The organism is Bacillus sp. TE9106W (assembly GCF_054062215.1).
In genome coordinates this window covers 125,704-145,654 of record NZ_JBSSFA010000001.1, presented here as the reverse complement: position 1 = coordinate 145,654, position 19,951 = coordinate 125,704, and the positions used below count along the sequence as shown (strand labels likewise).

The following is a 19,951-nucleotide window of genomic DNA, read 5'->3' as shown; positions in this document are numbered from 1 at the left end:
TTTTAGGGAGAATAGGGAAATGACAAACAATAATCAAATAGGTGAAAATAAGGAACAAACTATTTTTGATCATAAAGGAAATGTAATTATGACAGAAGATAGAGAAATACAAATTATTTCAAAATTCGAAGAACCTCTTATTGTCGTGTTAGGAAATGTATTAAGTGATGAAGAGTGCGATGAATTAATTGAATTGTCTAAAAATAAATTGGCACGTTCAAAAGTTGGTTCATCACGTGATGTAAATGATATTCGAACGAGTAGTGGTGCATTTTTGGACGATAATGAACTTACGGAGAAGATTGAAAAACGAATTTCATCTATCATGAATGTTCCTGCGTCGCATGGAGAAGGCTTACACATTTTAAATTATGAAGTGGATCAACAATATAAAGCGCACTATGATTATTTTGCGGAACATAGTAGATCCGCTGCTAATAATCGTATTAGTACGCTTGTTATGTACTTAAATGATGTCGAAGAAGGCGGAGAAACGTTCTTTCCGAAATTAAATCTTTCTGTGCACCCTAGAAAGGGAATGGCAGTATACTTTGAGTATTTCTATCAAGACCAATCATTAAACGAGCTTACGTTACACGGAGGGGCACCTGTAACGAAAGGCGAGAAATGGATTGCAACGCAGTGGGTGAGAAGAGGTACTTATAAGTAAAAGTGTGTATGTGACGTTTTGTTCTTCAATGCATAAGGAGAACAAAACGTTTTTTTATTAAATAAAGGAGCATCTTTCGTTATAATAACAAGTAATACATGACGATTGAGAGGAAAGAACATGAAATCTATATACATAACCGGTTATATGGGAGCTGGGAAAACAACAATTGGAAAAGCGTTAAGCAAAGAACTTCATATGGATGTTGTAGATACAGATCAAAAAATTGAAGAGAAGCAAGAGAAGGCAATTCTTGATATTTTTGCCGAAGAAGGTGAAATGGCTTTTCGAGAATATGAAAGTGAGATGTTACGTTCATTACCCGTTCGTAATGCAATTATTACAACTGGCGGCGGAATCATTGAGCGAGAGGAAAACCGAAAGTGGATGAAAGAAAATGGAATTGTCGTGTATTTATATTGCGATCCACATGTAATTGCAGAGAGGCTTCGTGAAGATACGACACGTCCACTATTTCAGAAGAAAGATATAGATGCATTTGTAACGAAATTTGAATCGCGCCGAGCTTATTATGAAGAGGCTCATATTCATATTGATACGACGAATAAGTCTGTAAAGCAAATTATGAATGAATTAAAAGAAAAGATTAATGAATAAAAAAGTGGACATACTAATCAAGTAGAGGTGATGATAATATGTCTACTAATGATTATGTTCGCTTTGTGACACAACAGTTTGTGTCGTATATGGATGCTCCTAAAGAAGATCGTAAACAAAAGAAAGAACAACGCCGTGCTGAAAAAGAGCCATTTATGAATAAGTGGTTTGGTGTTATGCCGCTAAGTGCTGCTTTGTTTTATCGAAACGTAAAAAATAAAAGAAAAAAATCAAGTTAATTCTTTCGTAATATGTGTAGCAAAATGAAAATCCCCTAGTAGCATCATACTACTAGGGGATTTTCATTTACTGCATAGACTCTTTTTCTTCTGTAACGGCATGTATTTTATTGTTCACCCATACAAATCCTATTCCGATACAAATGGAAATGCCCCACCCAACAGCGGTCATAATTGCTCTCATTTCACCATAGCCATCTACACCGAAAACAGAGATGAAATAAATTTTTAAGAAGCTTTTTAATATGAATTGAAGCCCGAAAAATAGTGTTAAATATTGTAGTGCTGGATAGATACGACTATCACGATACAGTTCACGACTTTTATCACGGTCATGCCCTTGCAGTGCTGCAATATCTGCTGCGAAATATAACATAAGTGGTTTTTTTATAAAAATTGTACATATAACGATAATGCCGAGTACGATGTGATAATATGCATCGTTCCACAACATTCGTTCAGCTGATCCAGATAATAAATCTACTGTCGTATTAGAAATGAGTGTAATTAAAATAAAGAACCCTGTTACGTTAAACTGTTTTTCTTTTTTAAAGGTATACAGTGTATAAATAATCCCCGGAACAGAGGAAAGTAACATCGCGTAATAAGGATCGATATAAGGTTTTGCAAATTTCCAAATGAGGAATGGAATTACGAGATAAAAGACAAGATCTAATATAGCTTTTTTATTTTGATTCATACAGAGCCTCCTTAAGTCATACATATATTTTATAATATAATTTCTGAAAATTGTATAAGGTTTAGTGAAAAAAGAAAAAGTATATGATTAGTAGATTGAAAAAAATTGCCCCTAGCGTAGTAAGTTTTTTTAGTATATAATAAAGGAAACGCTTTCATTTTTAATTTGTTCACAAAATGGACGGAAAATCACATATTTACTATCGATATGTTGCTTTATAATGAAACTAATTAAATATACATGCATACAATATTGTGAAATAAATAACATAAATAATCTATATAAATGTAAACGTTATCAAAAGAGAGAGGTGGAGACAATGAGTAAATTTTTCTTCAATCATAATCCAGCAACAGTAGAGGATGGAAGGCTTGTTAAATATGCTGAAATTATTTATGGAGAAGGTGGCCGTTCTGTATTAGAAAATTTAATGGTGAAGGCATCTATCAGATTGCGTGATCGTTATCCGAATAAATCTGACGAACAGATCTCGAACCTAGTAAATAAAGGCATCCATGATATGTTTCAAAAATATGTGAGTGAGTAAGAGTAGCCGATGGCTGCTCTTATTTTTTTGCATAAGGATGGTGCTTCTAGCTGAAAATAAGGATGTATTTTAAAGTGTGTAAAAGGAGGGGAAAAGATGAGCAATGGAATTGGTCGTTCAAAAGAAAATCTTCCAACTGATGCTAATCATGTGAGTGCAAAGGATCGTGCGTATCAAAAACGCATGGCAAAGCAAAAACAACAAGAGCGTAATGGCGATAGAGGATAACTCAAAAAAGCTCCTTCTAAAATAGAAGGGGCTTTTTACGATAGAAAATGATTCGCGGTAACATAAAAGAGTCCACCGTTAATAATTTGCACTGTAATACGGGGTTCATATTGTTCTTGCAGTGCTTGCTTTTCAATTTCATAGCTTTCGGGAAGTTCATCACTTTCTTCATAAAAACGATTTAAAAGATCTAAATCGTGATTCCAGCGTACTCTTGCTTCTTTCGCCCACGTATGGTCATCTTCTGCAATTATATTTTTTAAAGCATCCTCTATGCGTTGTAAACCACTTTGAGGTTTAATGATAGGTGAGAGCGTAAAACAAAAGTCAGGTATTTTTGGTGTAAGCTTAATTTTAGTTAATGTTTCATGAAAGTTTGCCATCATTGTTCCAGAAATGAGATGAATACCAATGGAGTGAAGAATGTCTTTTTTTCGATCACATTGGTAGGAAACTTTTATATTTATACCGAGCCACGGGTGGAGTGGGGTATGTGTTGCTCCATTATGCCGTACGTCCTCATATAAACGTATGTAAGATCCTAGTTCTTTTGTTGTCTGGAAAATTTGATGTAGACGCGGTGAACCGTAGTGAATAAGCTCGCCATCATTTTCTTCATTTTCTGGATCTGTAATAAGAGTAAGGCGCATCGGATTCGGTACGCCTCCTGTTTTCTCAAGATAGTGCCAATAAAAAGGACGGTTCATTAATAATTTATCCATCTCAATTGTTAATTGTACGTCTAATAAGTGAGGAGAACGCTCTAAAATTTCACAGTTATTCGCCTCAAAAAAATTGTATAAGTAATTATGAATTTCATGTTGCTGCATAGCCTTGCACCTCAGCTTCGTTTCGTTTCGCAAAGTCAATAATAGATGTTAGGTTTTCCATCTTAATTCGGATTTCTCCTTCGCTTTTTGATTGCGCAAATATTTCTTGAATGTGTGCATCGATATTTTTCATATTAATTCTCGTTAAAATTTCATCAAGTTCACCGATAACACGCTCAAATAAATTGATTTTTTCATATAACAGTTTCAAAATATGTTCTTCCACAGTGTGTTTTGTAGCTAAGTTATAAATATGAACATCATTCTTTTGACCAAGACGGTGAATACGTCCGATTCTTTGTTCCAGACGCATTGGATTCCATGGCAAATCATAATTGATCATATGGCTACAAAACTGTAAGTTAATCCCTTCACCACCAGCTTCAGTTGCAATTAATACTTGTGCGTGGTTTTGGAAAAGTTCTTTCATCCAATCTTTCTTCCCGCGTTTAAACCCGCCGCGGAATGGAACGGAAGAAATACCGTGTTGTTGTAAAAACCATTGTAAGTACATTTGTGACGCTCGATATTCTGTAAAGATGACGACTTTATCGTCAATTTCTTTTATAAGCTCAAGAGCTTTAGTCGCTTTTGAATTGAAAGGAATATGATTAATTTTGTCCATTAGTATATCGATATGCGGATCTTTTACGTAATGCTCATTTTCTTTCTGCCTTTTTTCTACATGTTTTTTTAATGAATAGTACACAGCCTCGCGACTACTACACGCTTCTCGTTTTAAAGTTAACGATGAGAAAGCGGATGTGAAGGCGTCTTGACCTCGCCAATTTTCGATATCATTATATAGAGCTTGTTCTTGCTCATTAAACTCAACAAAAATTGTACGTACATGTCTCTTTGGCCAATCAATTCCGGTATTATGCCGTCGATTTCGGACCATCACTTTATTAATAAGAGCTTTTAAATCTTCATCAGATTCGGCAGAACGATTTTTTGAAGCGTAATATTCTTCAAAGTTGGATTGATTGCCTAAATGTCCTGGTTTTAATAAAGAAACAAGGTTGAAAATTTCATCAATCTTATTTTGAACAGGAGTAGCGGTTAATAATAAACAAAATTTCTTTTTTAAACGCTGTGCAAATTCATAGTTTTTTGTTTTATTATTTTTAAGTTTATGTGCTTCATCGATAATAATAAGGTCATATTCTAAGTTCAAAACGATATCACGATGTGGTGAACGTTTTGCAGTATCAATCGATGATACAATCACATCGGCTTGTTCCCATGAATAGCTTTTCTTTTGGGCTACAGCTGGAATGAAAAACTTTGTATTTAATTCGTATGCCCATTGTGATACGAGAGAGGCTGGGACGAGTATAAGTACTTTTTTCACAAGGCCGCGGACCATATATTCTTTTAAAATAAGTCCAGCTTCAATTGTTTTCCCAAGTCCCACTTCATCTGCTAGAATCGCTTTACCATTCATTTGTTCAATGACATTCTGAGCGACTTCTAATTGATGAGGAAGTGGTGTGAAATGGGATAAATGTTTCGGTGCTTGTAATCCATCAAAAGTAGGAACAAGTAATGATTTTTCTGTTTCATAAGCTAAATGATATAAATCCCAGTTTGTCCAAGGACCATCTTCGTCAATTCTATTTAAAAAATTGTTTTGCCACGTTCGATCTATGGAAATATCGACATTCATTACGACTCTCCCACCTTTTATAAATTAAAGTAATATATGAAAAAATCTTTACTATATAAGCCTTGTAATAGGGCGCTATTACACTTACTGAAAGTTAAAGAATAAGCAAAGATAAAGGACTAAATCTTAAAAACTGTATGTAATAAGATTAAGCATGAAAAATTCTAAATTATTTTTTATGCTAGAATATTGATGAAATATAGCGAATAATGTTAGGATAATGGTGTGAAATGTGTGGAATCTTTCGTATTTTATCCAAGAAAGTGATTTTTTATTTACGCTTTCATAAAAAAATATAATGAGATTCCGTATATCCTATCTTTTTAGAATGAAAATGTTTAGAAATGAGTAACAACTTTTATTGATTTGTCAGAGCATAAGGGGGAGAGATCATGATTACATTACAACGTACACCGTTATTTGATGTATACGCGAAGTATGGTGGGAAAACAATCGACTTCGGTGGTTGGGAGTTACCAGTTCAATTTTCAAGCATTAAAGAAGAACATGAAGCTGTACGTACAGCGGCGGGTTTGTTCGATGTGTCTCATATGGGAGAAGTTGAGGTAAAAGGTGTAGATAGTTTAGCATTTTTACAACGTGTTGTTACAAATGACGTATCTACCTTAAAGGTAGGAGGCGCACAATATACAGCAATGTGCTACGAAAATGGTGGTACAGTAGATGATTTATTAATCTACAAACGTGGTGAAGAAGACTATTTATTAGTTATCAACGCATCAAATATCGAGAAAGATTACGAATGGTTAGCTAGCCATGTAATTGGCGATGCGACAGTAGTCAATGTTTCTAGCGAAGTTGCACAGCTTGCAATTCAAGGACCAAAAGCAGAAGGCATTTTACAAAAAGTTGTGTCAGAAGATTTAAAAGAAATTAAGTTCTTTAAATTTAAAAACGATATTCTTGTAGATGGAATTCCAGCACTTGTATCTCGTACAGGTTACACAGGTGAAGATGGATTTGAAATTTACTGTAAGAGTGAGGATGCTGCAAAACTTTGGGAGAAACTTCTTGAAGTTGGAGCAGAAGAAGGCTTAAAACCATGTGGCTTAGGTGCTCGTGATACACTTCGCTTCGAAGCAACATTACCACTTTACGGTCAAGAATTATCAAAAGATATTACACCGATTGAAGCTGGAATTGGCTTTGCGGTAAAACCAAATAAAGAAGCAGACTTCTTTGGAAAAGCAACGTTAAAAGAGCAAAAAGAAAACGGTGCACCTCGTAAATTAGTCGGCATAGAAGTAATTGAACGTGGAATTCCTCGTACGCATTACCCTGTATTTATCGGAGAAGAAAAAATCGGGGAAGTAACGAGTGGTACACAATCTCCAACGTTAAAGAAAAGCATTGGTTTAGCACTAATTGATGTAAAATACGCAGCAGTTGATACAGAAGTAGAAATTGAAATTCGTAATAAACGCGTCAAAGCAGTAGTTGTTCCAACACCATTTTATAAACGTTCAAAGTAACGGGGAGAGGGGTAGATTTCATGTTGCATCGTTATCTTCCAATGACAGAAGAAGACAAAAAAGAAATGTTACAAACGATCGGCGTTCAAACGATCGATGAGTTATTCTCTGATATTCCAGAGAGTGTTCGTTTTAAAGGGGATTTAAAAATTAAAGAAGCAAAATCAGAGCCAGAGCTTTTAAAAGAGTTATCTCAAATGGCTAGTAAAAATGCGAACTTAAAAGAATACGCTTCTTTCTTAGGAGCAGGCGTATACGATCATTATGCTCCAGTAATTGTAGATCATGTTATCTCTCGCTCAGAATTTTATACAGCTTACACGCCATATCAACCAGAAATTTCACAAGGGGAATTACAAGCAATCTTTGAATTCCAAACGATGATTTGTGAATTAACAGGAATGGATGTAGCAAACTCTTCTATGTACGACGGAGGTACAGCTTTAGCTGAAGCGGCAATGCTAGCGGCTGGCCATACTCGTAAAAAGAAAATTCTTGTATCTAGTGCAGTGCACCCGGAATCAAGAGCAGTACTTGAAACATATGCAAAAGGTCAACATCTTGAAGTTGTTGAAATTAATCATAAAGATGGTGTAACAGATTTAGATGTATTACAAAGTGAAGTAGATGATACAGTTGCTTGTGTAATCGTTCAATATCCAAACTTCTTCGGACAAGTTGAAAAATTAGCTGATATTGAAAAAATCGTTCATCAACAAAAATCATTATTTATCGTTTCTTCAAATCCATTATCATTAGGCGCATTAACACCACCAGGAAAATTTGGTGCTGATATTGTAATCGGTGATGCACAACCATTTGGTATTCCAACGCAGTTTGGTGGACCACACTGTGGTTACTTTGCAACAACGAAAGCATTTATGCGTAAAATTCCAGGACGTCTTGTTGGACAAACTGTAGATTCAGATGGGAAACGTGGGTTTGTATTAACGTTACAAGCACGTGAACAGCATATTCGTCGTGATAAAGCGACATCTAACATTTGTTCAAACCAAGCGTTAAATGCATTAGCAGCCTCTGTTGCAATGACGGCACTTGGTAAACAAGGTGTGAAAGAAATGGCACGTCAAAATATTTCTAAAGCACAATATGCAAAACGTCAATTTGAAGCGAAAGGCTTCACTGTAACATTTGCTGGTCCATTCTTCAATGAGTTCGTTGTAGATTGCAAGCGTCCAGTGAAAGAAGTAAACGATGTATTATTACAAAAGAATATTATCGGCGGTTACGATCTAGGCCGTGATTATAAAGAGCATGAGAACCATATGCTTGTAGCAGTAACTGAGCTTCGTACAAAAGAGGAAATTGACACACTTGTAAACGAAATGGGGGCTATCCAATGAAGAATCAAGACCAAGCACTTATCTTTGAAGTGAGTAAAGAAGGACGCATAGGATATAGCTTACCAAAATTAGATGTAGAAGAAGTGAAACTAGAAGATGTGTTTGAGAGCGATTATATTCGAGTAGAAGATGCAGAGCTACCAGAAGTATCTGAACTTGACATTATGCGCCACTATACAGCACTTTCAAACCGTAACCATGGCGTTGATTCTGGGTTCTATCCACTTGGATCTTGTACGATGAAATATAATCCGAAAATTAATGAGAGTGTAGCTCGTTTCGCAGGATTTGCAAATATTCATCCGTTGCAAGATGAGAAGACAGTACAAGGTGCAATGGAATTAATGTACGATTTACAAGAGCATTTAATTGAAATTACAGGTATGGATACCGTTACATTACAACCAGCAGCTGGTGCACACGGAGAATGGACAGGCTTAATGTTAATTCGTGCATACCATGAAGCAAATGGTGACTTTAACCGTACGAAAGTAATTGTTCCTGACTCTGCTCACGGAACGAATCCAGCATCTGCAACTGTAGCTGGTTTTGAAACAATTACAGTAAAATCAAATGAACATGGTCTTGTTGACTTAGAAGATTTAAAACGTGTTGTAAATGAAGAAACAGCAGCACTTATGTTAACAAATCCTAATACATTAGGTTTATTTGAAGAAAATATTTTAGAAATGGCAGAAATCGTCCATAATGCAGGCGGTAAATTATACTATGATGGTGCAAACTTAAATGCAGTATTAAGCCAAGCGCGCCCAGGAGATATGGGATTTGACGTTGTGCATTTAAACCTTCATAAAACATTTACAGGTCCTCACGGCGGCGGTGGCCCAGGTTCTGGTCCAGTAGGTGTGAAAGCTGATTTAATTCCGTACTTACCAAAACCAATTTTAGAGAAAACGGAAAATGGCTATCACTTTAACTATGATCGTCCAAAAGCAATTGGGCGCGTAAAACCATTCTATGGTAACTTCGGAATTAACGTTCGTGCATACACATACATTCGTTCTATGGGTCCAGATGGACTACGTGCAGTAACGGAGTATGCGGTATTAAATGCGAACTATATGATGAGAAGATTAGCACCATTCTATGATCTTCCATTCGATAGACATTGTAAGCATGAGTTTGTATTATCAGGTCGTCGTCAAAAGAAACTTGGTGTACGTACATTAGATATCGCAAAACGCCTGCTTGATTTCGGTTACCATCCACCAACAATTTACTTCCCGTTAAATGTGGAAGAATGTATTATGATTGAGCCGACAGAAACAGAATCAAAAGAAACTTTAGACGGTTTCATTGATAAGATGATTCAAATTGCTAAAGAAGTAGAAGAAAATCCAGAAGTTGTACAAGAAGCACCGCATACAACAGTCATTAAACGTTTAGATGAAACGATGGCTGCACGTAAACCAGTTTTACGTTATGCAAAGCCAGCTCCTGTACAAGTTTGATTAGAATAATAAAAGAAGAACTCGCTATATGCCGGTTCTTTTTTTGTATGGAGAAATAGTGAAGAAAATGTTAAAAAATTATATTTTTTGTTTCCTAATGGTGTAAAGGTGTAGTTTTATAGGTAGTTTTGTTGAAAAAGTCGGTTTGATAAAAGTATTTATTTTTGTTAGAATTTTATTGAAATTAAGAAGATGTGATGAGGCAAAGATTACTCATTTTTATGTATATGTGAAAAAACGAGCAAGACGGGGGTGAAAGTGTGGGATATCGATGTTATAGGATGGTATACCATTTAGAAAATGGAGAAACAATTAAAGATGTAAAAGAATTTTGTTACCGAGATCAAGGAAAAGTACTAGAAAGAGTAGCGCATCGTGTAATGGATAATAGAGAAGTGACGGCAATTGATAAGCAAGGAACGATCATTTCAATAGCATGTGAGGACATTGTAAAGGTGGAACTTGATTACATAACAGAAAGTTAACCTTGAGTCATATCGAATTATTCGATAAAATATACTGTTGAATGGTGAAGTGAGAAGAGAGGAGTTTATCATGGGTAGTACAAGACACTTTTATATGTTTATCTTAGCGTTTGTTCTTGTTGTGGCATTAACGATTTATTTAATTGTTGATAGCACTTGGTACAACACGGTTCATCCGGCATTCCTTCTATTTATGTATGTAGGAATTGCGGTAGTGAGTTTCGGAATGAGAGATGAGATGTTAGATCGCTTTGAAAAGTGATACATATACGAAAGACCAACAGGAAAATGTTGGTCTTTTTTTCTTGCCAAAAATAGGGTCGTGTGTATATACTGTATATATAAGGTATATACAGTATATACACACGATGGAGGAAAACATGAATATTATTATTTCGAATTCTTCCCAAGACCCTATTTATGTACAAATAAGAAAACAATTAAGCCAGCTTATTTTAAATGGTGGTTTAAAGGGTGGAGACCAATTACCGTCTATTCGTAGCTTAGCGAAAGAATTACAAATTAGTGTCATTACTACGAAGCGTGCGTACGAGGAGCTTGAAAAAGAAGGATATATAGAAACTGTTGCTGGGAAGGGGACTTATGTTTCTCGTAAAAATAATGAACTACTAAAAGAACAGCGAATTCGTCTATTGGAAAGTAAAGCGGAAGAGATTGTAAATGAAAGTAAAGCGTTGCAGCTTTCACTTGAAGATTTACAGCAGATGATAGCGTGTTTATATGAGGGGGAATAAAGGATGTTAGAGCTAAAAAACGTTTGTAAAAGTTATGAAGATTTTGCAGTGAAAAATATAAGTTTTACGTTACCACGCGGATATATTATGGGATTTGTCGGACCGAATGGGGCCGGGAAAAGTACGACAATCAAAATGATTATGAATTTAATTAAAAAAGATAGCGGCGAAATAAAAATTTTTGGTAAGGACAATAAGAAAGCCGAAAAGGAAATAAAACAAAATATCGGATTTGTATATGATGAAAACCATTATTACGAAGATTTAACGTGTGAACAAATGAAACGTATTATTGCACCGTTATATAAAAAGTGGGATGAAGAGCAGTATCAATCGTATATGTATAGATTGCAAGTTCCGAAGTATAAAAAAATTAAAGAACTATCAAAAGGGATGAAAATGAAATTTGCGATTGCCATCGCGCTCTCGCACCACGCAGAGTTTATCATCATGGATGAACCAACAGCAGGATTAGATCCAGTTGTTCGAAGTGAATTACTTGATATGTTGCAAGAAATTGTAATGGAAGATGAAGTATCTGTTTTATTCTCAACGCACATTACAACAGATTTAGAGCGCATCGCAGATTATGTTACGTTCATCAATGATGGAGAGATTATATTTACTGGTGAAAAAGAAGACTTAATGGAGAACTACGTAATCGTAAAAGGAAGTAATGATTTATTAGACCGAGAAGGAAAAGAACTATTTGTTGGATTACGAAAAAATAAGTTTGGTTTTGAAGGTTTAGCGAAGGATAAACAAACAATTATCGACTGGTTTGGAAATGAGGTTGTACTAGAAAAGCCTACATTAGATGATATTATCGTTTACACCGCGAAAGGGAGAAGTGCCTATGCGTCAGCTCGTATATAAAGATTTTTTCTTTTTTCGGGGGATATGGCCAGTGTATCTTATTATACCCTTTATATTCTTTTTATTTGAACCAGGTGAGGGAATGCTGTTTCCTATGAGTTGTCTATTTATAACCCTTTCCTCCGTTATGACGTTAATCTTTATGGATGAAAGAAATAAAAGTGACATTATTATAAATAGTTTACCAGTAAGTCGAAAGGATATCATTATTGCTAGATATATTTCCTGTGCAATATTTATTGTAGGTAGCATGATCTCTACTATGTTGATTGTTTTTCTTATAAGAGGTATCGCTTTTATCGGTGATATTGGTACATACCACCCTAATCTGTATATTGAGATTTCGTGGCATGAAGTAATAAAGGGAGCTGTTTATGCCATGTTTTTTGTTGTAATATTCTTTCCTAGTTATTATGTTACAAGGTCAAAGATAGCACGAAGTATAGTGTCAGGAGCATCAATGGCAGTTGGTGGAATGGCTTGGATATTCATAGGAGATGGATTAGATGAAACAACACCTTCATTCATTGAGTGGATTATGAATCCAGTGCATATTGGTGTATTTATAATTGGAGGAATTATATTAGCTAGTGTCTATATTGCTTCTATGTTTCTTACAATTAAAATTTATGGAGCGCGTGATTTATAGAGAGGGGAATTACCATGCAGCAATTGATTTTGAAGGAGTTTTTCTTACAAAGAAAAATGTTTCTTATCTATTTGATCTTACCAATATACGGAGCATTCCAAAACTCTATAGAACCATTTCAAATGGCGTATGTTTGTTTTGCTATATGTCTTTTGATGATTTCAATCTCTTTATCAAATGAAGAGAAAAATAGTACGGAAAAAATATTAGTAAGTCTACCTTTTACTAGAAAAGATATTGTCATTGCGAAATACATATCGACACTATTTTTTATGGCATTCAGCTTAATCATTACATTCGTATTCTTTATACTCCCTGTATTTGTATTAAAAGAAAATATAAATATTCCTTGGTATGCAGCATTTATAGCTATTTTCTTTTCTGTTCTGTATGCTGTTATGATACTTCCCATAAAATATAGTGAGGATAAGCGAACGGTTACTATGCTGGGATTAGTTATGCTTTTTCCTATAATAGGTTTACTAGGATTTATGTGCAATATATTTACGGATGAAAGGCTTATGTTAATGATTTTTCGAACTTCAGATATGCTATTAGTTATTAGTATTTTGAGTATAGGCGCGTGTGTAAGTTATTTAGCTTCAATGTTTATAGCTATTGTGAGTTTTAAAAAGAGAGAGCTTTAATACTTATGACTGGCCTTATATAAAAATGAATAATTGATGTTAAGGAATGAGTTTAGTGAGGTGTAATATATGATTAAGCAACTAGTTTTAAAAGACATGATGTTACAAAGAAAGTTGGGATTTACTTATCTTATATGTTTGTTTTTTCTCGCTATTGTTGATTTTCGCAGTGATAGTTTTCTGATGACATTTAGTATATTTATACCTGTTCTTGGAATGATGCTGTCAATGAATTATGAGAATAAAAATAAAAGTGAAACGCTAGTAAATAGTTTACCGCTTCAGCGTAAAGAAATTGTCATAGCAAAATACATATTTGCAAGTATTTTAGTTGCTTTAGGTGGAACCTTACCTTTTATTGTTAGCTTAATCCAATTACAAAATGAAAATACTACTGTATTTATGTTATGGGCAGCGATTCTTGGCGGAATAACGGGAGGGTTGGTTTATACTATGATCGTACTTCCGATTGAATTCTCAGTAGGATATAGCAGTGCCAAACAAATTGCTCCGTTCGCCGGACTTGCATTGGGGTATTTAAGTGGTCTGATTGTCAGTAACGTGTGGTTAGATGTAGAGAATACTTGGAGCACGAGTCTAGTCGTAAATGTTTGTTTTATAGCTGGACTCATTCTTTTGTATGTTATGTCCATGTTTTTCTCAATTCATTTGTACAATGAACGTGATCTGTGAGAGGAGGAAAATAGCGTTGAAACAATTAATTTTAAAAGACTTCATCATTCAATGGAAATTTTTAATTTGGTACATACTGTATCCTGTTTTCTTTTATATGGCCTTAACAGATACGGAAAATCTGTTCATAATTATGTCCGTAATTATTACAATTGGAGCAACAGTAAAAACATTTGAAGCAGATAGTAAAAATGAGAGTGAAGTCATAGTAAATAGTTTACCAATATTAAAAAAACAAATTGTGTATGCGAAATATATAGTAGCCATTATTATTCTTTTTATAAGCGTAACGGTCGGTTGTTTTACGATGGGAATGAAGAATGGGGTTAACCTATTTGAATTTATTGAAACGACAATGGTTGCTAGTATTAGCTTTATTTTAGCGTATTTAAGCTTTGTTCTACCAATATCCTTTTGGTTAGGGTATAAGAAAACTATTTTTATTACGATAGTAATATTCATGGCACCGCTAGTTGTTTTAGAAGCTTTGTTTCAAATCAACTTGGAACAAATTCAATTATATAGTAGCTTGTTATTCATTGGTTCAATATGTATGTTCATAGCATCTGTCTTCGTTTCAGTGAAATTGTATGAGAAGAGAGAATTTTAAAAGGTGCCCTATAAAAGGCACCTTCTTCAATAACGACAATAGGAAAGTAAAAGTTTATAAACAGAGAGGTTACTCGGTACAACATCTTTTGGAGTATGTAATATAAAGCTGAAAACGATAACGAGAATAAGAAAGAGGAAAAATAAAAATAGGATTTGCTTATGTATAGAATTTTGCATATTATTCACTCCTTTTTTAGGTAGTATGTCCAAAAGAAAGGAGTGTATGAAAAATTTTAGGAGGGGAGAATGATGAACAAAAGAAAATGGTTATATAGAATAGGGGTACTTTTCGTTTCAATCGGTCTCATATTAGCAAATTTCTATTCAGATATCCTATCACCATTTCCTAATTTGCATAAAGGGATTGGTATAAGTATTGTCATAGTTGGTCTTCTTTGTCTTATCACATCAAACTTCTACAGAAAGCCTGAATGAATATAAAAAAGGACAGTTACTCTTTTTCAGAAGTACTGTCCTTTTTAAATAACTTATTCCACAGCTTGGCGATACTCCATATAATGACGATTGAAATGGAGGCAATGATGGACCAAACGATTGATATCATTTCAAGTGTCATGTTAGGAAGGAATGTGAGAATGGATAATACTTTATGAAACAAACATTCTAGTATATGAAAACTGATTTGTAATAGAATGACGATACCAAGCGTAATCCATGCTAATATTTGCTTCCCTTTTTCTTTCCACATGACATTCACCTCACGTTAGCTTAATAGTTTTAAGCCAACAGCGCCGCATAGAATGCAGCTTAAGAAGGCAAGACGACGCCAATCCGCTGATTCGCGGAAAATAAGGATGCCTAGAAGTGCGCTTCCGGCAGTTCCAATTCCAGTCCAAATCGCGTAAGCAGTTCCCATCGGTAATGTGTCCATCGCAAGAGATAAGAAGAAGAAGCTTACGCCGAAGTTAGCGATTAAAATAACTTTTGGTGCCCAGCCTTTCTTTTCAGTGGCTACTTTCATAAAGAGTACACCAATAATTTCACAAATACCAGCTAGAATTAAAAATACCCAAGCCATTTTATGCGGCCTCCTTCGCTTCTTTTTCTTCTGTTACTCGTTTTAAACCAATTACGCCGAAGAAGATTAAGCCGATTAGTAAAACCTTTACAATAGAGAAAGGTTCCCCGAAGATGAAAATCTCTGTCAGAACGATCCCACCAGCTCCAATTCCTGTAAAGACTGCGTATACAGTGCCCACAGGTAAATCTTTATAAGCTCTAAATAATAAAACGAAACTAATTGTAATTAATAACGCAACGCCAGCCCATTCAAGTGGTGCCTCCGCTTTTTTAAGTCCAATGACCCAAAAGATTTCAATAATACCAGCTATGATTACATAAATCCATGCCATATGTCATTTCTCCTTCCTACCAGTCGTTAGGTAAAGGGCTTAAAAACGACGCATTGCAAAGGAGCAATCCGTCAGTTTGAAAGACCTCGCCAAAATACTTGCCAAGAGGCGTTTAAACGAGTCTCAAAGCGATTTAAACCTGCGAATAGTAGCTCAACCATAAGTCCGTCTAGTAAGCATAGGAAAGCTTCTAGAGCGTCTTTTACTTCAATGTTATGCAGTTCACTTTTCTCGTTTGCCTGTTTAAATATAGGGAATAAAAGTTTTCCAACGTTTTCAATGTGTGCATTTGCTTTTTCAATAATTTGTTCGCGAAATGCATCAGGTGGAAAATAAGAAGTTCGTAACCAAAACATTGATTCTTCACTTTCACCAAATCGTTTTGCGTAGCCCTTTAGTAACTGTAAGAGCAATTCTTCAGTAGACGCATTTGAAAAATTTTCGATATCGTCTGTGAAGCTTTGTAAATCTTTTTGAAGAGCGGATTCTAAGCATATAAAATATAGCTCTTCTTTTCCTTTAAAGTGTGCGTAAATCGATGGTTTTTTAATCCCAACTTCTTGAGCAATATTTGCTAATGAAGTTCCTTCGTAGCCGTAGCGTGCGAAATGAGAAAGTGCTACAGCTTTAATGCGGTTTGCTGTCATTTTCATCCCCTACCTACCGTTCGTTAGGTTCATTATATGCGAGTAAAAATATAAAGTCAATAGGTAAAGAGCTGAAAAAGAGCGCTATAGGTAACGCTCCTTTTAGACAGTATCTCGCTCAATTAAATGGAATGAAAGCTCTTTTGCGTTCCCGCTAATTTGCTCACTTTGCATTTGTTTATGGAATAAAGAAAACGCATGTGAGCCCATTGAGAGACCGGGATGTTCAATTGTTGAAATTTCTAACGCCTTTGAAATTTCATGATTATCAAATCCGAGGATAGCAAGGTCTTCGGGTACTCGAAGACCTTGTTTTCGAGCCTCTGTTAATAAACCTGCTGCAACTTGATCGTTCGCTGTAAAAATAGCGGTTGGACGATTTTTCATGTTTACAATACGATGGAGTAATTGTGCACCGTCTTGCATTGTATAGCATTGATGAAAAATCCATTCGGGATGTAACGTTTTGCCCTCCTTACGAAGTGTATCAGCAAACGCCTTTTCCCGCTCCATAGAATTTGCACTCGTTTTTCTTGCTAAACAAATTCCGATTTTTTCATGGCCTTTCTTGAGTAAATAGGCGGTGCCAAGACGGAATCCTTCATAATGATCTACGTAGACGGATGAAATGAGAGGGTGGTTCATCTTTTCGCATGAAATAATAGGAGCAAATTTTGCGAAAGGTTCAATTTGTTCCCATGAACTCGTTCGAGAGCAAATAATCATCCCGTCGAATTGTTTCATTTTCATCATTTCCAGAACACGAATTTCTTCAATACTATCGTAATTCGTTTGACATAAATTAATGTGATAGCCAGCTGCTAACGCTTCGTTACCGATTCCTTCAATAATGGTACTGAAGTATGGAAGGTTAATGAAAGGAAGCATAACACCGATCGTATATGTTTTTCCCTTTATTAAATGAATAGCATTTATATTTTTGGCATAGTTCAATTCTTCAACAGCATCTAGAACGCGCTTACGTTTTTCTTCTTTTACGTAAGGGTGATTATTCAGGACACGAGAAACAGTTGATATGGATACACCAGCGGTTTTTGCAATTTGTTTTATATTGGCCATATGTATCACCTCTCTCCTTATTATAAAGGGAAAATAATAAGAAAGAAAAAATCTTGACCTGAAAAGCTTTTCACAAACTATGTTATAACTATGACTTCTGTTATTCGCGTAACCTTTTTATTTGGGCGTGAGAATGATAGGGGTCTTTTTTGCGTTTATAAAAGAAGTTTTGTCAAAATGTGTGAGAATAACGTGGAAAGTTTTCAAAGGGGGAGTTTGTTAATGAGGCGAATATGAATAGCATATAAACACTTGGTTCATAAAGATAGCGGTATGAAAGGGCGGAAACAAATTGAAAAAAGGAATCATTTGTTTCGTGTTTTCTAGTCTAGTGCTAAGTTCATGTTCGTTTCAGCAAACGATGCAAGAAGAAAAGCAATTTGTGGGAACAACAGGGGGAGCTATGGATCGTGTTACGGATCCAATTCCGCTGAAGGAGCTTTCGAAATATTTTCCAGTGAAATTTAAAGTTCCGACGTTTTTACCGTATGACATTACGAGTGATGTGAAGGGAGAAGTCAGAACGATTGGAAAAAAGAACGCTGTCTTAATGATTAAATATAAACAGCAGGATCCAGGTAGAAATGAGTATATTGAGTTAAATGTTGCGAACTTTCCTTATAGTTTTCCAGATCTTGTGGAAGAGAAACGATTTCAAGAACAAATGAAATTGAATAATGGAGCATTCGCTTATTTTAAAAATAAGGATGACTCCGAGCGAGGAGACGAATTTGCTGCGCTTATATGGAAAGAGAAAGAACTTGAATATCAGCTCCTGTATCGTAATGCACAAGAAAATGATAAAGATGTGATTAAGAAAAATTTATTATACATTGCAAATAATATGGAATGAAAAAAACTAGCTGAATTATTCAGCTAGTTTTTGTATGTTATTATTTCTTTTTAATTTTTCCAGTCCACGTTTTAAATCCACCTTGTAATTGGTAGAAATCTTTGTAGCCTTGTTTCTTTAAGTATTGAGCCGCACGACCAGTACGGAATCCGCTTTGGCAGTATAAGTAAACTGGTTGATCTTTACGAAGTTCTTTATGACGAAGGCGAATTTGTGATAACGGAATGTTACGTGCGCCTAAAATATGCCCTGCAGTATATTCGTCTGCTTCGCGAATATCGATAAGCTGTGCTTTACGGTAGCCAGCGCGAAACTCTTCTTCTGAAAGTGTTGTAATTAATTTTTTCTGATAGAAATACATCCATACAGTGTAACCGATGAACGCTACGATTACGGCTAATAAAATAATCCAAGTTGTTGACACGATTCTATCGCTCCCTTTTTTCTTATCCTACTTTCAATATTATAATGCCCGTATGTATTTATGCAACAGATTCATTTGTATATAAGAAGAAATTTCGTATTCTTTCACAAATTTTGTCGAATTTGGTAGACTAGAGAATGTGAAAAATAATTGGTTATATGAGGTGCAGGATGGGAAAAGAAAAATGGTGTTATATTAACTCTGGTCAATGTTCACCGGCATTTAATATGGCGTTAGATGAATGTTTATTAAATTGGCAAAGTGAAAAGAAAATGCCACCAACCATTCGTTTTTACGAATGGGAAGTACCAACATTAACAGTCGGGTATTTCCAACGTGTTGAAAAAGATATTAATATGGATGTAGTTAACGAAAAGAAATATGGATTCGTTCGTCGTCAAACAGGCGGCAGGGGTGTACTACATGATAAAGAATTAACGTACAGTGTTATTGTGTCTGAAGATCATCCAAATATGCCAAAAACAGTTACAGAAGCGTATCGTGTTATTTCGCAAGGTTTATTAGATGGTTTTAAAGCATTAGGGTTAGAAGCGTATTATGCAGTTCCAAAAACAGAAGCAGATCGTGAAAATTTGAAAAATCCACGCTCAGGCGTATGTTTTGATGCACCGTCTTGGTATGAAATTGTAGTAGAAGGAAGAAAAATCGCAGGTAGTGCGCAAACACGTCAAAAAGGTGTTATTTTACAGCACGGGTCAATTCCATTAGAAATAGATTTAGATGAGTTATATGATCTGTTTTTATTCCCGAATGAACGTGTGAAAGAACGTATGAAGAGTATGTTCTCTTCTAAAGCGGTAGCAATTAATGAATTAACAGACCGTACGTTTACAATCGAGCAGTTAATTAAAGCGTTTGAGGTTGGGTTTGAAAAAGGATTAGATGTAGAGCTTGTTCCATATGAATTAACAGAAGAACAATTACATGAAGTGCAAACATTAGCAAAAGAAAAGTATGAAAGTAAAGAATGGAATTATAAAAAATAAGAGGTGGCAATTGCCGCCTC

Annotated in this window: 29 protein-coding genes; 19 read left to right on the top strand and 10 right to left on the bottom strand. The window is 35.2% G+C overall.

The genetic code is table 11. The features are described from left to right. Window positions 1-19 precede the first annotated feature (19 nt). The 3 genes from ACVWY7_RS00875 to ACVWY7_RS00865 all read left to right on the top strand — a co-directional run bounded on the left by ACVWY7_RS00875 (window position 20) and on the right by ACVWY7_RS00865 (window position 1,527). Window positions 20-670: a 2OG-Fe(II) oxygenase gene (locus tag ACVWY7_RS00875; protein ID WP_000183880.1), complete on the top strand. Its 651-nt coding sequence runs from the start codon at window positions 20-22 to the stop codon at window positions 668-670. Between the two features lie 120 nt (window positions 671-790). Continuing rightward, a complete protein-coding gene (gene aroK, locus ACVWY7_RS00870; protein ID WP_000836631.1) occupies window positions 791-1,288 on the top strand; it encodes a shikimate kinase AroK in 498 nt (165 codons plus the stop codon). 38 nt (window positions 1,289-1,326) lie between these two features. Then, on the top strand, window positions 1,327-1,527 hold the full coding sequence (locus ACVWY7_RS00865) for a YqzE family protein (RefSeq protein ID WP_000106081.1): 201 nt from the start codon (window positions 1,327-1,329) through the stop codon (window positions 1,525-1,527). A 67-nt stretch (window positions 1,528-1,594) separates the two neighbouring features. Here ACVWY7_RS00865 and ACVWY7_RS00860 read toward each other — a convergent pair whose 3' ends face one another. Continuing rightward, window positions 1,595-2,227, bottom strand: a complete 633-nt coding sequence (locus ACVWY7_RS00860; protein WP_001073109.1) for a VC0807 family protein — start codon at window positions 2,225-2,227, stop codon at window positions 1,595-1,597. Between the two features lie 129 nt (window positions 2,228-2,356). Beyond that, window positions 2,357-2,473 (bottom strand): hypothetical protein, encoded by a 117-nt coding sequence (locus tag ACVWY7_RS00855; protein ID WP_001987222.1) that lies wholly within the window; start codon window positions 2,471-2,473, stop codon window positions 2,357-2,359. Window positions 2,474-2,546: 73 nt separating this feature from the next. Between ACVWY7_RS00855 and ACVWY7_RS00850 the strand changes: the two genes are divergently transcribed. Both ACVWY7_RS00850 and ACVWY7_RS00845 read left to right on the top strand, forming a co-directional pair. Beyond that, window positions 2,547-2,774 carry a hypothetical protein gene (locus ACVWY7_RS00850; protein ID WP_000032702.1) on the top strand — a complete coding sequence of 76 codons (228 nt, stop codon included), beginning with the start codon at window positions 2,547-2,549 and terminating at the stop codon, window positions 2,772-2,774. 96 nt (window positions 2,775-2,870) lie between these two features. Then, window positions 2,871-3,002, top strand: a complete 132-nt coding sequence (locus ACVWY7_RS00845; protein WP_000064669.1) for a hypothetical protein — start codon at window positions 2,871-2,873, stop codon at window positions 3,000-3,002. Between the two features lie 35 nt (window positions 3,003-3,037). Here the strand turns inward: ACVWY7_RS00845 and ACVWY7_RS00840 are convergent, their stop codons facing one another. Next, window positions 3,038-3,832 carry a YqhG family protein gene (locus ACVWY7_RS00840; RefSeq protein WP_001183960.1) on the bottom strand — a complete coding sequence of 265 codons (795 nt, stop codon included), beginning with the start codon at window positions 3,830-3,832 and terminating at the stop codon, window positions 3,038-3,040. Next, a complete protein-coding gene (locus tag ACVWY7_RS00835; RefSeq protein WP_073525030.1) occupies window positions 3,819-5,501 on the bottom strand; it encodes a DEAD/DEAH box helicase in 1,683 nt (560 codons plus the stop codon). Before ACVWY7_RS00835 ends, ACVWY7_RS00840 begins: the two co-directional genes overlap by 14 nt. A gap of 392 nt (window positions 5,502-5,893) precedes the next feature. Between ACVWY7_RS00835 and gcvT the strand changes: the two genes are divergently transcribed. The 12 genes from gcvT (at window position 5,894) to ACVWY7_RS00775 (ending at window position 14,982) form a co-directional block, all read left to right on the top strand. Further along, window positions 5,894-6,994 carry a glycine cleavage system aminomethyltransferase GcvT gene (gene gcvT, locus ACVWY7_RS00830; RefSeq protein WP_000631771.1) on the top strand — a complete coding sequence of 367 codons (1,101 nt, stop codon included), beginning with the start codon at window positions 5,894-5,896 and terminating at the stop codon, window positions 6,992-6,994. A 20-nt stretch (window positions 6,995-7,014) separates the two neighbouring features. Continuing rightward, window positions 7,015-8,358, top strand: a complete 1,344-nt coding sequence (gcvPA, locus tag ACVWY7_RS00825; RefSeq protein WP_000903233.1) for an aminomethyl-transferring glycine dehydrogenase subunit 1 — start codon at window positions 7,015-7,017, stop codon at window positions 8,356-8,358. Next, the gene (gcvPB, locus tag ACVWY7_RS00820; RefSeq protein ID WP_000795700.1) at window positions 8,355-9,830 is read left to right on the top strand and encodes an aminomethyl-transferring glycine dehydrogenase subunit 2; all 1,476 of its coding nucleotides are present in this window, start codon (window positions 8,355-8,357) and stop codon (window positions 9,828-9,830) included. The genes gcvPA and gcvPB overlap by 4 nt, the downstream gene beginning before the upstream one ends. A gap of 281 nt (window positions 9,831-10,111) precedes the next feature. Then, entirely contained in the window at window positions 10,112-10,315 is a 204-nt protein-coding gene (locus tag ACVWY7_RS00815; protein ID WP_000262495.1) for a DUF3929 family protein, read from the top strand. A 70-nt stretch (window positions 10,316-10,385) separates the two neighbouring features. Next, window positions 10,386-10,577, top strand: a complete 192-nt coding sequence (locus ACVWY7_RS00810) for a hypothetical protein (protein ID WP_000535935.1) — start codon at window positions 10,386-10,388, stop codon at window positions 10,575-10,577. Window positions 10,578-10,695: 118 nt separating this feature from the next. After that, window positions 10,696-11,070 (top strand): GntR family transcriptional regulator, encoded by a 375-nt coding sequence (locus ACVWY7_RS00805; protein WP_048531120.1) that lies wholly within the window; start codon window positions 10,696-10,698, stop codon window positions 11,068-11,070. A 3-nt stretch (window positions 11,071-11,073) separates the two neighbouring features. Next, window positions 11,074-11,946 carry an ABC transporter ATP-binding protein gene (locus ACVWY7_RS00800; RefSeq protein WP_456523624.1) on the top strand — a complete coding sequence of 291 codons (873 nt, stop codon included), beginning with the start codon at window positions 11,074-11,076 and terminating at the stop codon, window positions 11,944-11,946. Continuing rightward, on the top strand, window positions 11,927-12,595 hold the full coding sequence (locus ACVWY7_RS00795) for an ABC-2 transporter permease (RefSeq protein WP_073525028.1): 669 nt from the start codon (window positions 11,927-11,929) through the stop codon (window positions 12,593-12,595). Before ACVWY7_RS00800 ends, ACVWY7_RS00795 begins: the two co-directional genes overlap by 20 nt. 14 nt (window positions 12,596-12,609) lie before the next feature. Then, window positions 12,610-13,242 carry an ABC-2 transporter permease gene (locus ACVWY7_RS00790; RefSeq protein ID WP_001186580.1) on the top strand — a complete coding sequence of 211 codons (633 nt, stop codon included), beginning with the start codon at window positions 12,610-12,612 and terminating at the stop codon, window positions 13,240-13,242. 69 nt (window positions 13,243-13,311) lie between these two features. Further along, window positions 13,312-13,935 carry an ABC-2 transporter permease gene (locus tag ACVWY7_RS00785; protein WP_073525026.1) on the top strand — a complete coding sequence of 208 codons (624 nt, stop codon included), beginning with the start codon at window positions 13,312-13,314 and terminating at the stop codon, window positions 13,933-13,935. After that, complete coding sequence (locus ACVWY7_RS00780; protein ID WP_139242326.1) at window positions 13,919-14,545, top strand: ABC-2 transporter permease; 627 nt, start codon at window positions 13,919-13,921, stop codon at window positions 14,543-14,545. Before ACVWY7_RS00785 ends, ACVWY7_RS00780 begins: the two co-directional genes overlap by 17 nt. A gap of 248 nt (window positions 14,546-14,793) precedes the next feature. Beyond that, window positions 14,794-14,982, top strand: coding sequence for a hypothetical protein (locus ACVWY7_RS00775; protein WP_073525023.1), 189 nt, complete (start codon window positions 14,794-14,796; stop codon window positions 14,980-14,982). Between the two features lie 16 nt (window positions 14,983-14,998). Here ACVWY7_RS00775 and ACVWY7_RS00770 read toward each other — a convergent pair whose 3' ends face one another. The 5 genes from ACVWY7_RS00770 to ACVWY7_RS00750 all read right to left on the bottom strand — a co-directional run bounded on the left by ACVWY7_RS00770 (window position 14,999) and on the right by ACVWY7_RS00750 (window position 17,647). Continuing rightward, window positions 14,999-15,256: a DUF3975 family protein gene (locus tag ACVWY7_RS00770; RefSeq protein WP_144507664.1), complete on the bottom strand. Its 258-nt coding sequence runs from the start codon at window positions 15,254-15,256 to the stop codon at window positions 14,999-15,001. A gap of 15 nt (window positions 15,257-15,271) precedes the next feature. Next, the gene (locus tag ACVWY7_RS00765; protein ID WP_000312621.1) at window positions 15,272-15,586 is read right to left on the bottom strand and encodes a DMT family transporter; all 315 of its coding nucleotides are present in this window, start codon (window positions 15,584-15,586) and stop codon (window positions 15,272-15,274) included. Window position 15,587: 1 nt separating this feature from the next. Then, window positions 15,588-15,920 carry a DMT family transporter gene (locus tag ACVWY7_RS00760; protein WP_000312339.1) on the bottom strand — a complete coding sequence of 111 codons (333 nt, stop codon included), beginning with the start codon at window positions 15,918-15,920 and terminating at the stop codon, window positions 15,588-15,590. A 71-nt stretch (window positions 15,921-15,991) separates the two neighbouring features. Further along, a complete protein-coding gene (locus ACVWY7_RS00755; RefSeq protein WP_003305469.1) occupies window positions 15,992-16,573 on the bottom strand; it encodes a TetR/AcrR family transcriptional regulator in 582 nt (193 codons plus the stop codon). Between the two features lie 96 nt (window positions 16,574-16,669). Further along, on the bottom strand, window positions 16,670-17,647 hold the full coding sequence (locus tag ACVWY7_RS00750; RefSeq protein ID WP_144507662.1) for a LacI family DNA-binding transcriptional regulator: 978 nt from the start codon (window positions 17,645-17,647) through the stop codon (window positions 16,670-16,672). A 316-nt stretch (window positions 17,648-17,963) separates the two neighbouring features. Here ACVWY7_RS00750 and ACVWY7_RS00745 point away from each other — a divergent pair, with 316 nt between their 5' ends. Then, the gene (locus ACVWY7_RS00745; protein WP_431174653.1) at window positions 17,964-18,500 is read left to right on the top strand and encodes a DNA polymerase III subunit delta; all 537 of its coding nucleotides are present in this window, start codon (window positions 17,964-17,966) and stop codon (window positions 18,498-18,500) included. Between the two features lie 40 nt (window positions 18,501-18,540). Here ACVWY7_RS00745 and ACVWY7_RS00740 read toward each other — a convergent pair whose 3' ends face one another. After that, on the bottom strand, window positions 18,541-18,924 hold the full coding sequence (locus tag ACVWY7_RS00740; RefSeq protein ID WP_000108655.1) for a rhodanese-like domain-containing protein: 384 nt from the start codon (window positions 18,922-18,924) through the stop codon (window positions 18,541-18,543). A gap of 170 nt (window positions 18,925-19,094) precedes the next feature. Here ACVWY7_RS00740 and ACVWY7_RS00735 point away from each other — a divergent pair, with 170 nt between their 5' ends. Beyond that, window positions 19,095-19,931, top strand: a complete 837-nt coding sequence (locus ACVWY7_RS00735) for a lipoate--protein ligase family protein (protein WP_000514079.1) — start codon at window positions 19,095-19,097, stop codon at window positions 19,929-19,931. Window positions 19,932-19,951 lie beyond the last annotated feature (20 nt).